This window comes from Saccharothrix sp. NPDC042600 (genome assembly GCF_040647305.1).
GTDB lineage: Bacteria > Actinomycetota > Actinomycetes > Mycobacteriales > Pseudonocardiaceae > Actinosynnema > Actinosynnema mutabilis.
The window spans coordinates 16,351-32,223 of sequence record NZ_JBEZBW010000094.1; the positions used below are offsets into that span (position 1 = coordinate 16,351).

Annotated in this window: 11 protein-coding genes; 1 reads left to right on the forward strand and 10 read right to left on the reverse strand. The window is 74.0% G+C overall.

Annotated elements, in window-relative coordinates; all coding sequences use genetic code 11:
• Positions 1-7: 7 nt before the first annotated feature.
• The 5 genes from AB0A74_RS34625 to AB0A74_RS34645 all read right to left on the reverse strand — a co-directional run bounded on the left by AB0A74_RS34625 (position 8) and on the right by AB0A74_RS34645 (position 5,931).
• A complete protein-coding gene (locus AB0A74_RS34625; protein WP_358256237.1) occupies positions 8-1,831 on the reverse strand; it encodes an ABC transporter ATP-binding protein in 1,824 nt (607 codons plus the stop codon).
• 119 nt (positions 1,832-1,950) lie between these two features.
• Positions 1,951-2,862 carry a sugar ABC transporter permease gene (locus AB0A74_RS34630; RefSeq protein WP_358256238.1) on the reverse strand — a complete coding sequence of 304 codons (912 nt, stop codon included), beginning with the start codon at positions 2,860-2,862 and terminating at the stop codon, positions 1,951-1,953.
• Positions 2,859-3,836, reverse strand: a complete 978-nt coding sequence (locus AB0A74_RS34635) for an ABC transporter ATP-binding protein (protein WP_358256240.1) — start codon at positions 3,834-3,836, stop codon at positions 2,859-2,861. The genes AB0A74_RS34630 and AB0A74_RS34635 overlap by 4 nt, the downstream gene beginning before the upstream one ends.
• Positions 3,833-5,146 carry a sugar ABC transporter substrate-binding protein gene (locus tag AB0A74_RS34640; protein WP_358256242.1) on the reverse strand — a complete coding sequence of 438 codons (1,314 nt, stop codon included), beginning with the start codon at positions 5,144-5,146 and terminating at the stop codon, positions 3,833-3,835. The genes AB0A74_RS34635 and AB0A74_RS34640 overlap by 4 nt, the downstream gene beginning before the upstream one ends.
• Complete coding sequence (locus AB0A74_RS34645; RefSeq protein WP_358256243.1) at positions 5,143-5,931, reverse strand: carbohydrate ABC transporter permease; 789 nt, start codon at positions 5,929-5,931, stop codon at positions 5,143-5,145. Before AB0A74_RS34645 ends, AB0A74_RS34640 begins: the two co-directional genes overlap by 4 nt.
• Positions 5,932-6,163: 232 nt before the next feature.
• Here AB0A74_RS34645 and AB0A74_RS34650 point away from each other — a divergent pair, with 232 nt between their 5' ends.
• A complete protein-coding gene (locus AB0A74_RS34650) occupies positions 6,164-9,076 on the forward strand; it encodes a proprotein convertase P-domain-containing protein (protein WP_358256245.1) in 2,913 nt (970 codons plus the stop codon).
• A 40-nt stretch (positions 9,077-9,116) separates the two neighbouring features.
• On the opposite strand, the gene AB0A74_RS34655 is transcribed toward AB0A74_RS34650, so the two are convergent.
• The 5 genes from AB0A74_RS34655 to AB0A74_RS34675 all read right to left on the reverse strand — a co-directional run.
• A complete protein-coding gene (locus tag AB0A74_RS34655) occupies positions 9,117-9,989 on the reverse strand; it encodes a hypothetical protein (protein ID WP_358256246.1) in 873 nt (290 codons plus the stop codon).
• A complete protein-coding gene (locus AB0A74_RS34660) occupies positions 9,986-10,513 on the reverse strand; it encodes a SigE family RNA polymerase sigma factor (protein ID WP_358256247.1) in 528 nt (175 codons plus the stop codon). Before AB0A74_RS34660 ends, AB0A74_RS34655 begins: the two co-directional genes overlap by 4 nt.
• Positions 10,503-10,886 (reverse strand): hypothetical protein, encoded by a 384-nt coding sequence (locus AB0A74_RS34665; RefSeq protein WP_358256248.1) that lies wholly within the window; start codon positions 10,884-10,886, stop codon positions 10,503-10,505. The genes AB0A74_RS34660 and AB0A74_RS34665 overlap by 11 nt, the downstream gene beginning before the upstream one ends.
• Before the next feature lie 126 nt (positions 10,887-11,012).
• Positions 11,013-14,522, reverse strand: coding sequence for a DEAD/DEAH box helicase (locus tag AB0A74_RS34670; RefSeq protein WP_358256250.1), 3,510 nt, complete (start codon positions 14,520-14,522; stop codon positions 11,013-11,015).
• A gap of 76 nt (positions 14,523-14,598) precedes the next feature.
• The coding region (locus AB0A74_RS34675; RefSeq protein ID WP_358256251.1) for an AAA domain-containing protein at positions 14,599-15,873 on the reverse strand (1,275 nt) is incomplete at its 5' end.

The following is a 15,873-nucleotide window of genomic DNA, read 5'->3' on the forward strand; positions in this document are numbered from 1 at the left end:
CCCTCGCTCACGAGACGGCGGTCGGCTGCTCCTCCGCCTCCTCCTCGGTGAGGAACCCGCCCGACTGGTGGTGCCACAGGCGGGCGTAGGTGCCCTGTTCGCGGAGCAGTTCGTCGTGCGTGCCCTGCTCCACGATCCGGCCCTGGTCCAGCACCACCAGGCGGTCCATGCGGACGATGGTGCTCAGCCGGTGCGCGACCACGATGGCCGTGCGGCCCTCCATCAGCCGCCACAGCGCCTCCTGGACCAGGATCTCGCTCTCCGAGTCCAACGCGCTGGTCGCCTCGTCCAGCAGCAGGATCGGCGCGTCGCGCAGGATGGCGCGGGCCAGGGCGACGCGTTGGCGCTGACCGCCGGACAGCTTCACGCCGCGCTCGCCGACCAGGGTGTCGAACCCCTGGGGCAGGGCCTGCGCGAACTCCGTCACGTGCGCGGCCCGCGCGGCGCGCTGGATGTCCTCCTCCGTCGCGTCCGGCCGGGCGAACGCGATGTTGTCGCGCAACGTCCGGTGGAACATGGCGGGCTCCTGCGGGACGTACGCGATCAGGCCGCGCAGGTCCGCCTGGCGCAGCCGGGCGACGTCCTGGCCGCCGACCAGGATCCGGCCGCCCTGGATGTCCATCAGCCGCAGCAACAGCCGGGTCAGCGTCGTCTTGCCGCCGCCCGACCGGCCCACCAGGCCGATCTTCGTGCCCGCCGGGATGTCCAGGTCCAGGCCCTCGAACAGCGGTTTGCCCGGGGCGTGGGCGAAGCTCACCCGGTCGAACCGGACGTCCGCGGCGGTGCCGCGCAGCGGTTCCGGCCGGGGCGGGTCGAGGACGGTCGGCGGGTCCAGGAGCAGCTCGGTGAACTGGGCCGCCTCGGTCAGCGAGCTCTCCAGCCGGCGGTAGATCTGGTTGAACTCGAACATGATCCGCGTGGCGCTGCTGTAGTAGGCGAAGGTCACCAGGACCGCCTCGACGCCCAGCCCGCCGCCGCTCAGGCCCACCGCGACCAACAGGCCCAGGGCGTTGGTGAGCACGGACATCGGCGCGACGATGGTGTCGATCCGCAGGTTGTTGTAGTCCCAGGACCGCATGGTCAGGCGGCGCTGCTCGGCGACCCGGGTCCGGTGCTCGGCGGCCTCGCGGCGCTCCGCGGCGAACGCCCGGACCGTCTCCATGTTGGTCAGCGTGTCGGCGACGTGCCCGGACACCCGGGCGATGGCCGCCTCGCGCTCGTCCACCAGCTTCTGCCGCCGGCGCACCAGCGGCGCGACGCCGACACCGGTCACCAGGATGAGGCCGACCAGCACGACGACCAGCATCGGGTCGTAGCGCCACAGCACCACCGACGCGAAGACCAACGGCACCAGGTTGGCGACCACGGAGAACGCGAGCGTGTCCACGAACTCCTCGAACCGCGCGGCGAAGCCGAGCACCCGCTTGGTCAGCGAGCCCGCGAAGTTGTCGTGGAAGAACGCCGCGTCCTTGGCCAGCAGCTCGTCCATGCCGACCACGGCCAGGCGCTCGATGCCGCGGCCGTCGGTGCGGTTGAGGCAGTGGATGCCGATGCGCCACAACACCTCCGCGAACAGCAGGATGCCCGCGAAGCCCAGCACGTAGGGCAGGACGGTGGCGGCGGTGGTGTCGCCGCCGTCGGCGAGGCGGCCCACGAGCGCGGCGACCACCAGGGGCGCGAGGTAGTTCAGGCCGATGTTGCCCAGGGCCGGCATGATCAGCGCGGGCGCGGCCATCGCCTTCTGGCGCAGCAGCTCGCGGCCGTAGTAGCGCAGCGCCAGCAGCACCGCTGTCTTGCGTTCGGGATTGTCGGGATCTGGCGATGCGGGCACGGGTATCCCTTCGCCGGGGATGTGGTGGGGTTACCACGACATGCTGCCGCAGGCGCGGCGCGGCCGGCGAGCGAATATCCGGGTCGGTCCTGTGTGGACGGTGGCTGCGCGGCGGCGGCTCAGCGCGGGGGACGCCGAGGTGCGGCGAGGGCGCGGTAGCGCCGGATGACCAGCCACTGCGCGTAGACGGCGACGGCGGTCAGCACGAGCACGACGAGCGTTGCCGCCGCCGCGTGGCCGTAGCGCAGGTACTCGAAAGCGTTGCGGTAGATGTAGAGCGACAGGTAGGTGGTCGAGTACGGCGGCGGGCCGCCGTCGGTCACCACCAGCGCGGGCACGAACGAGAACTGGAAGCTCAGGATGGTGTCCCGCAGCACCAGCAGCGCGATGACCGGGGCCAGCATCGGCAACGTGACCCGCCGCGCCACCGACCAGCCCGCCGCCCCCTCCAACGCGGCCAGCTCGAACACCTCGCGCGGCAGCGCCCGGCGGGCGGCCAGCAGCACCACCAGCATCTCGCCGATCGTGAACAGGCTCATCACGATGATCGCCGCACGGGCGTCGTCCGGACCGGTGAGCCAGGCGGGCACAGCTGTGTCCCACGCGGTCCGCCCGTCCTCGCCGCCCAGCCGCAGGAGCTGGTTGACCGGCCCGTACAACGGGTTGAACAGCCACAGCCACAGCAACCCGTAGGCGATCTCGGGCACGGCCGTGGGCAGCGTCGCGACCGTGCGGGCGGCGCCGGCGCCGGGGGCGCGGCGGTGCAGCAGCAGGGCGAGCCCGAGCGCGGCGGCCACCCGCAGCGGCACCGCGACGGCGGCGAACACCAGCGAGTTCTCCAGGGCCGCCCGGAACGGGACGCTGCCGGCCAGCTCGGCGAAGTTCGCCAGGCCGATCCACCGCGGCGAGCCGACCAGGTCGTACTCCGTGAACGCCATCGCCAACGTCACCAGCGCCGGCCCGAACACCAGCACCACCAGCCCCACCAGGTAGGGCGCCAGCATCAGCCAGAGCTGCCGGTTCTTCCTCACACGCGCTTCCCGGACTCGTCGAACCGGTGCAGGTCCGTGACCTCCAGGAACACCTCGTCGCCCTCGGCCGGGCGTTCCGACGTCGCCACCCGGGCGACCACGGGGTGCGCGGCGACCTCCAGGTGCGCGTAAGCGTCCTCGCCGACCACCTCCACGCGTGCCACCCGGCCGGGAACACCGCTGTCCACCAACCGGACCGCCTCCTGCCGGAAGCCGACGCGGTGCGCGTCCGCCCGCCAGGGGCCGTCGCCGGGCAGCACGTTCATCGGCCCGACGAACGTCGCCACGAACTCCGTCGCCGGCCGCCGCCACACCTCCTCCGGCGTCCCGACCTGCTCGACCAGCCCGTCCCGCACCACCGCCACCCGGTCGCCGAGGGTCAGCGCCTCCACGCGGTCGTGGGTGACGTGCAGCATCGTCGTCCCCACCCGGTCGTGCAGCGCCCGCAGCTCCGCCCGGGTGCGTTCGCGCAGCGCGGCGTCCAGGTTGGACAGCGGCTCGTCCAGCAGGAACACCGCCGGCTCCCGGACCAGCGCCCGCGCCAGCGCCACCCGTTGCCGCTCGCCGCCGGACAGCTGGTGCGGGCGGCGGTCCAGCAGGTGCGCGCAGCCCGCGACCTCGGCGGCCCGGGCGGCGAGCGCCCGCGCCGGCCCGCGCCGCAGCCCCCGCACCCGGTGCCCGAACGCGATGTTGTCCGCGACCGTGAGGTGCGGGAACAGGGCGTGCGACTGGAACACCATGGCCACGTCCCGCTCGCCCGGACTCACCGCCGTCACGTCCCGCCCGGCGATGCGCACCGAACCCGCCGACACCGGGTGCAGGCCCGCGACGACCCGCAGCAGCGTCGACTTGCCCGCCCCCGACGGGCCCAGCACGGCCAGCAGCTCCCCGCGCGGCACCACGAGGTCCACGCCCCGCAGCACGTCGTGCCGGTCGTGCGCGGCCCGCACGCCGGCCAGTTCGACACCCGTCATCTGCCCGCGCGTTCGAACAGCGGTCTGGTCTGCTCGTCCAGTCGGCGCACGACGTCCGCCGTGGGCTGGTTGTAGTACAGGGCGTTCTCCAGGATGCCGTTGGCCACGTCCTCGATCTCCGGCCACGTCGAGATCGTCGGTGTGGCGCGGATGGCCGGGATCGAATCCAGGAACACCTGCGCGCTGCGCGGCTTGGCGCCCGGGTCGAGGAACGCGGGGGACTGGGCCACCGCCTTGTTCGACGGCACGGTCCGCCCGGTGCCGGCCATGATCGCCGCGCCCTGCGGCCCCAACGCGAACTCCACGAACTTCCACGCCGCCGCCTTGTCCGACGACCCGCGCGTGACGCAGTAGGCGTCGCTGTGCAGCACGGTCGCGGGCGCCCGGTAGACCGGGAGCGCGGCCACGTCCCAGTCGAACCCGGAGATCGCCCGGAACGTCGTGGTGGACCGGCGCGAGGACATCAGCATGGCGAGCTTCCCAGCGGCGAACCGCGCCTCGTCGTCCTGGCTCTCCACCTCCTGGTCGGTGGGCACGACCCCGTGCCGCCCCCGCAGGTCGATGAAGTTCTGCAACGCCGCCACCGCGGGCTCGTCCAACGCGATGCGCGTGGGGGAGCGGTCGTCGTCGAACAGCCTGCCCCCGTTGGACCACGCGAACGGGGCCAACCGGATCAGCTCCGGCGAGACCGCCAGGCCGTACTCGACCGGCGGCGGACCGGTCGGCACGGCCCCGGGCTGGTCGGGGTCGACGCCCTTCACCACGTCACCGTTGGCGTCCCGGGTCAACGCGATGGCCGTGGCCACCATGTCGTCCCACGACCACCCGGCGCGCGGCTCGGCGATCCCGTACTTCTCGAACAGGTCCCTGTTGTAGTAGACGACCAGGCTGGAGATGTTCTGCGGCATGCACATCTGCTCCCCGCGCACCTGGAACGCCTCCAGCGCCTGCGGGAAGAAGTCGTCGGCCTTCAACGCCGTGGAGGAGGCCAGCATCGGCGCGGCGGGCTCGATGGCGTTCTTGGCCGCGAACTGGCCGTAGAACCGGTAGTTCATCAGGAACAGGTCCGGCGGCTTCCCGCCCGCGATGGACGTGGACAGCCGCGCGATCAGGTCCTTGCGGTCGCTCGCCTCCACCAGCTCCACGTCCGCGCCCGGGTTGGCCCTCTCGTAGGCGGCTTCCAGCGACCGGTAGGCGGCCAGCTCGTGCGGGTCGCCGAACACCAGCAGACTCGTCGCGGACCCCTCCCCGGTGCCCGCGCACCCCGCGACGACCAGCGCCGCCGCGACCGCCAAGGCGCGTGCTCTCATCGGGAAACCCCCTTCAGGTCGCGTTGCGCGACCACGAAGACCACCAGCGCGGGCACGGTCGCCACGACCGCGCCCGCCAGGAACACCGGGAAGTCCGCCGCGTCCAGCGTCGCCAGCGACCGCAGCGCCAGCGGCAGCGTGAACAGCTCCCGGTCGTACAGGAACACCAGCGGGTCGAGGAAGTTCGACCAGGTCAGCACGAACGTCAGCGCGGCCACGCCCGCCGTGGCCGGCCGCACCAGCGGCAGCCCGACCCGCCACCACGTGCGCAGCGGCGACAGGTCCTCCATCGCGCAGGCCTCCCACAGCTCGCCCGGGACCGCGCGGAAGGCCAGGTAGTAGACCAGCGGGAACAGCGGCGACGTGGCGATCAGGGCGGGCGCGACCAGCGGCACGAGCGTGTCGGTCAACCCGGCCAGCCGGAACACCGCGAAGCGCGGCACCAGCAAGGCCACCGCCGGCACCATCAACGCCACCAACGACAGCGCCGCCACCCAGCCCGCGACCCGCCGCGGCAGCCGGGCCATCGCGAAGCCCGCCATCGAGGCCACCGCCACGCTCAGCGGCACCGCCACCAGGCACACCAGCGACGAGTTCAGCGTCGCCCGGACCAGCCCGCCCAGCTCCGCCGCGAGCCGGTACCCCTCGGTGGAGATCGGCGAGGGCACCAGGTCCGGCGTGGTCGGCGGCGGCAGCCCCGGCCGGTGCAGCGACCCGGAGACCAGCAGCGCCAGCGGTGGCAGGAACACGGCGACCACCGCCACCGCACCCCAACGCCGCCACACCCGCGCTCCCCGCTCCCTCCAACGCCGCGTCCCGAGCACCGGGCCCCGAAAGCCGGGCCCCGAAAGCCGGCCCCCAAAGCCGGGCCCCGAAAGCCGGCCCACAGTGCCACAGCCGCCGGCACGCGGACAACGGTCGGGCGTAAACCGTGAAACACCCCCGCAATTCGGCCCTACCGGGCACCCCGGCCCGTCGGGACCATGTGCGGCAACCCTGCCCACCGGAAGGCCCGCCATGCGCCGCAGAACGGTCATCGCCCTGCTCGGCACCTCGATGCTCTTACTCCCGGCCGCCGCCGTCCCCGGCGTGGCCGACCGCGTCGTCGGCACCCTCGCGGTCGAGAACGACAACCCCCTCGGCCCCGCCGGCGGCGACGAGTGGTTCGCCCGCCAGCGCCTGCACCCCGAGACCGTCGACATCGGGGCCAACCTCGGCAGAGCCGTGCGCGAGGCGACCGCCTTGCGCGACGGGCACTCCCGCACGCTGACCGCCCAGGCCGCCTGGCAGTCCCTCGGCCCGGGGCTGGGCGGCCGGATCTCCGACATCGCCGTGGACCCGACCCGCCCCGACACCGTGTACGTGGGCGCGGCCTCCGGCGGCGTCTGGAAGAGCACCGACGGCGGCACGACGTTCAGCTACTCGTGGCGGCGGGACCTGCCGCAGTCCACCGGCGCGCTGGCGGTGAGCGGCAACGGCACCCTCTACGTCGGCACCGGCGAGGGCGCGCCGGGCTCGGCGTCCTACTCCTTCCCCGGCAACGGCGTCTACCGCTCGACCGACGCCGGCGCGACCTGGCAGCACCTCGGCCTGGACGGCACCGACCGCATCGGCCGCATCTCGATCGACCCGACCAACCCGAACCGGATCTTCGTCGCCGCCGCGGGCAAGCTCTACCAGCCCGGCGGGACGCGCGGCATCTACGCCACCACCGACGGCGGCACGACGTGGCGGCAGGCGCTGGCCGGCGCGAACACCACCACCGGCGGCATCGACGTGTCGATCAGCCCGTCCGAGCCGAACTACGTCTACGCGGCCATGTGGGACCACACCCGCAAGCCCGAGGGCCGCACGTACGGCGGCGTCGGCACCGGCGCGTACCGCTCCTCCGACGGCGGCCAGACCTGGACGCGCCTGGGCGGCGGCCTGCCCGCCCCGGACGCCAACAACGGCCGCCTGGGCATCGCGGTCGCCAAGTCCGACCCGACCCGGCTGTACGTCATCTCGGCCGACACGCCCGGCAACTTCCAGGGTTTCTGGACCTCCACCAACCGCGGCGACACCTGGACCAAGATCACCAACACCAGCGCGCTGTCGTCCTCGCAGTCGACGTTCGGCTGGTGGTTCGGGCGGATCTTCGTCGACCCGGCGGCGGCGCAGCACATCTGGGTGCCGGGCGTGCCGATGCTGGAGTCCTCCAACGCGGGCACCAGTTGGACCAGCAACAGTTCGTCGTTCCACGTCGACCAGCACGCCGTGGCCGTGGACCCGCGGGTGTCGGGCCGGGTGTTCATCGGCAACGACGGCGGCGTCTACCGCTCGACGTCGAACGGCTTGCTCAACGGCACGTGGACCAAGGCCCGCAACCTGTCCAACATGCAGTTCTACACCGTGGCCGTCTCGCAGCAGGACCCGACGCGAATCAGCGGCGGCCTGCAGGACAACGGTTCCGTGCGGTCGTGGGCCGGCTGGGGCCAGATCTACGGCGGTGACGGCCTGGCCAACCTGATCGACCCGACCAACCACAACAAGGTCTACGCGTGCGCCCAGAACGGCGCGTGCGTCCGGTCCACCGACGGCGGCAACACGACGTCGTCGTTCGGCAGCACGACCTCCACCCGGCGCGGCTGGCTGACCCCGGTCGTGCTGGACCCGAACAACCCGGCGATCGTGTACTACGGCGGCAACCGGCTCAACCGGTCCACCAACTCCGCCCAGACGTTCTCGGTGATCTCCAACGACCTCACCCACGGCACCTGGGCGACGATCAGCGCGATCGGCGTGGCCAAGAGCGACGGCCGGGTCGTCTACGCGGGCACCGAGGACGGCCGGATGTGGGTCACCCGCGACACCGGCGCGACGTGGCGGGAGATCACCGCGGGCCTGCCGACGCGGTTCATCACCCGCGTCACCGTCGACCCGACCGACGCCAACCTGGCGTACGTCACGGTGTCGGGCTACCGCAACGGTTCCGACCTCGCGCACGTGTTCCGCACGGCCGACGGCGGCACCACGTGGACCGACATCTCCGGCAACCTGCCCGACGCCCCGGTCAACGAGGTCGTGCAGGACCCGCTGAACCGGTCGATCCTGTACGTGGGCAGCGACGTCGGCGCGTTCATGTCCACCAACGGCGGCGGCAACTGGTCCCCGCTGGGCACCGACCTGCCGATCGTGCCGGTAACCGACATCGCCCCGTCCGTCGCGAGTGGACAGACCGTGCTCACCGCCGCCACCTACGGCCTGGGCATCTACCAGATCCGGCCCTCGACGGCTCCGGCCAACGACTTCGCCATCTCGGCGACGCCGCCGTCCGCCTCCGTCGACCCGGGCGGCTCGGCGACCGTCACGCTGGCCACGTCCGTGGTGTCGGGCACGGCGGAGTCCGTCGCCCTGTCGGCCACCGGCCTCCCGGCGGGCACGACGGCCGTGATCAACCCGACCTCGGTGACCGCGGGTGGTTCGGCCACGGTCACCATCACCACGTCGAGCACCACGCCGGCGGGCACGTACCCGATCACCCTGACCGGCACGGCGGCCTCGGCCACCCGCAGCGCGACCTTCACGCTGACGGTCAACCAGACCGGCGGCGTGTGCACCGGCACCAACCCCAACGACGTGGCGATCGGCGACAACGCCACGGTGACGTCCACGATCCCGTTGACCTGCCAGGGCACGGCGTCGGCGACGTCCTCGGTGGAGGTGCACATCAAGCACACCTACATCGGTGACCTGGTGGTGACCCTGGTCGCGCCGGACGGCAGCACGTACGTGCTGCACAACCGGTCCGGCGGCGGCACCGACAACCTCGACAAGACCTACCCGGTCGACCTGTCGGGGGAGAACCGGTCCGGGACCTGGACGCTGCGGGTGCAGGACGCGGCGGCCCAGGACGTCGGCACCCTCGACACCTGGACGCTGACGCTGTGACCCCTCCGGTGGGGGCGGCGCCGCGCCGCCCCCACCGGCGTCACCGCACCGGGTCGGTCACCCAGTTGTCCCGGTCGCCGGGGTCGTCCACCACCCGCACCGAGCCGGTCACCGCGGAGACGTCCCCGAGCACCTCGAACCCCGCGCCGCCGATGGTGATGCGGTGGTCGGCGCCGAGGGACGCGACCACCTGCGGCACGCCGGGCAGGTCGTTGCCGGCGAACACCAGCGCCGCCACCTCCGGTCCCGGCCGCATCGCCACCCGCACCCCGACCAGCCCGACCCGCCCGAACGTCGAGCCGTCGACGGTCAGCGGCACCCGGACCGGCGTGTCCGCGCCGGGCAGGACGCCCTGCGCCACCCGGTGGGCGCGGTCGCGCAGGTCCGGGAACCCGGCGTCCAGGTGCACCGTGGCCCAGGCCCCGGGCGACCACTCCCACGCGAGTTCCCCGTTCACCGGCCACACCGCCCGCCGCCCGTGCACGTCCGGCGCCCGCTGGCCGCGCGGCTCCCAGTCCGGTCCGGTCTGCTCGGGGTGCCTGCCCCGGGCGTACACGGTGACCGTGCCGCCGGGCCTGGCCGGGTCGTCGGCCCGGCTGAGCGCGACCTGCTGCCGGTAGCGCCCGGTCTCGTAGTGCCGGGGCACGTACCCGCCCGCCGAGCCGACCCGCACGACCTGGTGGAGCAGGTCGAACTCCGCCGTGCCGGCCGGTTCGGGCGCGGGGTCGGGGGAGCGCAGCAACGCGGGGGACAGCGCCACCACGGACAGCGCCACCGCCGCCAGCGCGGCCAACCCGACCCGGGTCCGCCTGTGCCGCTTGCCGGTCCGGATCGCCCGCCCGATGTCCACGGTCGTGCGCTCCGCCGGTTCGACCGCCCGCAACGGCGCGAGCAGGTCGCCGGGCTCGCTCATCGCTCCTCCTCGCCAAGAAGTCGGCGCAGCGCCGCCAACCCGTGCGCGGTCCGCGACTTCACCGTGCTCTCCGAACAACGCAACACCCGGGCCACCTCCGTGACAGGTAGGTCGGCGACGAACCGCAGCACCAGCACGGCCCGGGCCCGGGGCGGGACCCGCCGCAACGCCGTCCACACGACCTCCCGGGTCTCCACGTCCGGCGTGACCTGTTCGCCCTGCGGGAGCTCCGCCGACCCGCCCACGAGCCGCACCAGGCTCCACCGCCGCCGGTTCTCGTTCAGGAACGCCCGGACCAGCACGGTCCGCGAGTAGGCGTCGAGGTCGTCGGCGTTCCGCGCGCGACGCCAGTGCGTGTAGAGGCGCGTGATGGCGATCTGCACCACGTCGTCGCCTTTGTGCGAGTCGCCGCACAGCACGTACGCCAGCCGACGCAACCGGGGCAGGGCGGCGCTGACGTAGGCGGTGAACTCCTCGTCGTCGGACACGGCCACGACCCTGAAGTGCGCCGCCTCAGCCGTCATGCCGGGTCTTGGCGAAGTAGGTCCTGGCGGACGCGGCCCCCCACAGCACGCCCAGCACGACCGCGGACAACGCCCACCCGCTGACCAGGTCCGCGCGCACCTCGACCTCGGGGTAGGACACGAACACGAAGTACCGGCCGACCGCCTGGAACGCCAGCAGGACGGTGATCACCACCCGGGCCCAGTTCCGTCCGGAAAGGACCCGCGCCGCCAGCCACGCGTAGAGGACGGCACTGATGGGGTGGTAGATGGTGCCGGGGTTGACCGAAGCGGCGTCGGGGTCGGCGATGAACCGCCACACGTCCTGCACCACAACGGTCACGTGGTTGAACGCGTGCACCCCGATCCCCACCGCCGCGACCACAACCCCCACCGGCGCACCGGACCGCACAAGCGATGGCGCGTGTGCCATACGAGGCCTCCCAACCTCTCGACGACCTTCACCCCGGAGACACACGCACCACGCACCCCGGACGTATGACGCCCGTCATACCGTCATTCAGCGGCGAACCGCGCCGAGGCCCCGCCGCGACGGCGCGGGCTTGGGCTGCTCCTCGGTCTCGTCGCTCATGGCCGCGTACGCCGCCAGCCACCCCGACGCCCGGTAGTCACCTCGACGGGTGAACACCGCGAGCCCCTTGTCGGTCTCCTCGCCCTCCGGGAAGGGCACCTCGCTGGCGGCCTTGGTGCTCACGGCCGGCCCGAACTGCTTCCCCCGCCACGCGACCGCTTGCGCCGCAACGGTTCCCGTCACCCGGGCGTTGTCGTCGCGCACTTCCAGCACCGCTCCGGTGACCCGTTCGCGCAGCAGCGCCGTGTACCCGGCCTGGTCCAGCTCGCACTCCGCCGGCGGACGCCCCGCGGGCCAGTCGGGCGAGCGCACCCCGCGAGCCACCGCCGACCGCCACATCTCCGGCACCAGTTCGTGCGCCCGCGCCCGCGTGGCCATCTGCTCGCACAACCACAGCAGCCGACCCGCGCCGCGCCGAGGCGTCAACGCCCGCCACCGCACCCGCTGGTCCAGGTCCGCCGCCACCACGGCGATCCACGGGTGCACGGTCCCCAGCGCGCCCTGCGCCGCTAGCCACGACAGGAACCGGGGCGCCTGCTCGAACACCGGGTGCAGGGTGGACATCGGGATGCCCGCCGCCACCCGCCGCGTCCGGCCCGCGAACAGGTGCGGCGACCGGGCGGCCAGCAGCAGCCCGGCGCGGGCCAGGTCACCGGGAGCGGTCGTCGTCTGCGACCCCAGGCCCTTGACCGACGCCGTGTTGGTCACCTGGGACGCCCGCCCGCCGGCCTTGACCACCGTCGCCACCGCCGGCCGCACCGGGTCGGGCACCGGCAGGCCGGCCAGGTCCCGCACCGCCACCGACAACACCAGCACCAGCGCGTCCTCGGCCGCCTCCGGGTCCGGCGGCACGGGCAGCAGCCCCAGGGCGTAGCGCAGGCGGTGACCGGTGTGGGTGGAGACCATCATCCGCGCGGTCAGCCGGCCCAGCTCGGTGATCGCGAGCGCGCCGTCCCGCTCGACCAGGTGCCCCTCCGACACCAGGAAGGCCACGGCGTCCTGCACCGGTTGCAGCGCGTCGTCGCCCTGCGCGTAGGCCAGGGTCTCCACCCACCACGCCTCGGCGTCGGCCAGGCACGTGATCCGACCCTGCAACACCTCGGCCAGCACGTGGTCGGGCAGGCTCTCGTGGATGCGCGAGTACACCGAGTACCCCGCCACCAGCCGGGTCTGCCACGCCGCCCGCTGGTGCTCGTCCACCACCAGGTAGGACCAGCCCTCGGTCTCGCCCGCGCCGATCCGCCCGGCCCGGCCGAACATCTGGAGCACCATCGAGGTGTCCATCGGTTCGCCGCCCACGGTGGTGTCCCGCACGATCACCGCGCGCGCCGGCAGGTTCACGCCGGCCGCGACCGTCGAGGTGGCCACCAGCACGTCCGCCTTGCGGTCGCGGAACGCCCGCTCGGCGGCGTGCTTGTGTTCGTAGTCCGCGTAATGCATCCGGACGCCCACCTCGGCGCACACGCGGGTCAGGCCGTCCACGTCGTCGGCCGCGACGCTGTGCACGGGCGCGCCGCGTTCGGCGGCGATCGCCATGGCCGTGGACCGGACGTTGCGCTTGGACCCGCAGAACACCAGGACGCTGCCCTGCTCGGCGGTGTGCCGGGTGGTCAGGTCCACGACGACCTGTTCGCGCATCCGCGCCGCGGCGGCGAAACCGGACGCGGCCGGGACGGTCGGCAGCTGCCAGGTCACCCGCGACGGCCGCCAGGTCGTGGCGACCAGGTCCGCCTCCAGCCACTCGGCGACCTCGGCGGCGTTGGACACGGTCGCGGACAGGCCGACGATGCGCACCGGCGAGTCCGCGCCCCGGACCCGGGCCAGCAACGCCTCCAGCAGCGCGCCGCGACCCGGCGTGCCCAGCAGGTGGATCTCGTCCACCACCATGCAGCCGACCTCGCCCAGCGCGGCCTGCAGCGAGGCGGCCCGGCAGATCGCCTCGAACTTCTCCGTCGTGGCGACCCACAGGTCGGCGGCGCGGACCCGTTCGACGTCCACGGCGTACTCGCCGGACAGCCGTTCGACCCGAAGGCCCTGCGCGCGCCAGGACTCCAGTTCGCGGTCCAGCTCGTCGGTCAGGGACCGTTGCGGCACCAGCCAGGCGGCCTTGCGGCCCTCCTCCAGGATGGTGCGCAGGACGGCCAGCATGCCGATGGCCGTCTTGCCCGCGCCGGTGGGCGCGGTGATCAGCAGGTGCGCGTCGTCGTCCAGGATGCGCGGCGCGGCCTGGGTCTGCGCCGGGTTGAGCACCGGGAAGGGCAGGAACGGCAGGAACTCCGGCGGGACCAGCTCGGCGACCGGGGTCGGGTCGGGCGCGGGGCCGGGCGGCTCGTGCAGCTTCCACAGGACGTCGAACGCCAGGCGCGCGGCCCAGGCCTTGTCGTCGCCGACGGGTTCGCACCGCTCGGGCACGATGCCGCCGACCGCGGACAGCCAGGCGGTGGCGCGCAGGGGTTCGCCGGGCTGGAGGGAGACGGTCTCCTGTTCGAGCCAGTGCTTGAGGGACCGGTGCTCGACGCCTTCCTGGGTGAGCAGGGCGCGCAGCTCGTCGAACTCGGGGCGGTCGGGGAGGACGACGCGGGCCCCGGCGACGCCGGGCGGCGGTTTCATCGTCGGGTCCACGGTCTTGCACCACCAGACCGGGGCGGGGTCGGTGAGCAGGTGCGGGGGGAGGGTCGGCGTGTCGTCGGTCTGGGTGGGGACGGCTTCGGAACCCGCGAGGATCGACCGGATGCGGGCCGCCATGACCGTGGTCGACATGCGCCGCGCCGGGCGGGCCGGGGTGCTGTCGGTGTCGGTGTCGGCCGGGTCGGTGTCGGTGTCGGCCGGGTCGGTGTCGGTGTCGGCCGGGTCGGGGGCGCTGGGGTCGGTGTCGGTGGCGGGTCGGGCGGTGGTGGCGGGTCCGGTGGCGGCGGGGTCGGCGCTGGCGGGGTCGGCGCTGGCGGGGTCGGTGGCGTTCGGGTCGGCGTTGGTGGGGGCCGTCGTCGCGCGCTGTGGCCTCCGGCCCCCGGTTCCATTCTCCTCCGGGGCACCGACAATTCCGTCCCGTCGCGAGGGGCGTTCGAAGACGCGGGCTTCCTGGGCCAGGGCGGCGAGTTGGGCGTCTTCGGCCGCGCGGCGCGCCACCGCTTCCGGGCGCAGGTCGCCCAGCACCGACTTCTGCGACAACTGCAACTCGCGCAGCGTGAACGACGCCGGGCACGTCACGCACACCACCGCCGCCTGCAACTGCTGCTTGCCGCGGTGCGGGTGGGAGCGGAACAGGCCGTGCAGCTCGCCGGCGCAGCGCGGGCAGCGCTTCTCCACCGGGATCGGGGACAGCTGCCAGCCCGGCTCGGCGTAGCGGGCGATCGCGGGTTCGGGGCGGACGCCCCACCGGCTCTCGACGACGCCCGCGACGGACGTGTCGGCGCCCGGCGGGCTGGACGATCCGCGCACCACTCCCGCCCTCCCCGTCCGGCCGCTGAGCACGCGATGCTAACCCGTTCGCCGTACCCGCCGCAGGCGGCGCAGGTCAGGCGGGGGCGGACGCCGGCAGCTCCTGCGCCAGGCCGACCGCCGCCCGGACCGGGTCGCGGTCGAACCGGCTCGGGAAGGCGTCGTGCACCCGCCAACCCGCCCCGTGCAGCGCGCGCCACCGCGCGAGGTGCGCCGCCGCGCCGTCGGGGTGCGGCCGGGTCTCGACGGCGACCGCGTCCACGCCCTCGCCGACGACCAGGTCCAGCCGCCACTCGCCGACCGGGTAGCCGGTCCGCACGGTCCGCCCCAGCGCGCGCAGCGCCTCGGCCAGGCGGGCGGTCCACTCGTCGGCCGGTTCCGCGCCCTCGGTCTCGGTCGGCGGGACCCCGGCGTGCCGCAGGTACGCGCCGACCAGCCCGACCGGCCGGGTCGCGGAGGTCACCAGGTGCACCCGCCGGCGGGCGCGGGTGGTCAGCACGGCCAGGAGGTTGCGGTCGCCGGCGAAGCGCCACGCGTTCGGCTTGTCCTCGTCGGTCAGCGCCAGGCTCACCACGACCTCGTCGAACTCCGAGCCCTGCACCCCGTGCACGGTCCCGACGCGCACCCCGCCCCCGGTGATCTCCTCCAGCGACAACCGGTCCAGCAGCGCCGCCTCCAGGGCGTCGGCCTGCGCGCGGAACGGCGTCACCACGCCGATCGACCGCACCCCGGCGGCGATCCGGCGGCCCACGTGGGCCAGCACGGCGTCCGCCTCGACCGGGTTGACGCCCTTGCGGTCGCGGGCGCCCCGGACGTGCTCGGTGTCGATGCAGTCCACGTCGGCGACCGCCGGGTGCGTGGTGAGCAGCGCGATCCGGCCGTCGTAGAACTCGCGGGCGGCGAACCCGATCAGGTGCGGCGCGCAGCGGTGGTGCTCGGTCAGCCAGTGCACGCCGGCCGCCGCCGCGCCCGCGTCGAACAGGCTCACCTTGGGCACGTCCAGCCGGTCGGCCAGCTCCCCGGTGCCCTCGGCGGCCACCGCGTCCCGCACGGCCTGGTCGCTCACGAACGACACGTGCCGCAACTGGCGCGGGTCGCCGCCGATCACCGCCCGCCGCCCGCGCAGCAGGGCCGGCGCGGCCAGCGGCTGGTCCACGTGGCTCGCCTCGTCCACCACGACCAGGTCGAACATGCCGGGCACGGCCGGGAGGATGTCCTCGACCTCCGCGAGCGTCCCGACCCACAGCGGCAGCGCGGCGACCAGGTCGTGCGGCGCGACGTCGGCCAGCGCCCGCCGCCGGGCCGCCGGTCCCGAGCGCAGCGCCCGCGCCAGCGCCGCCACCGCCCGCCG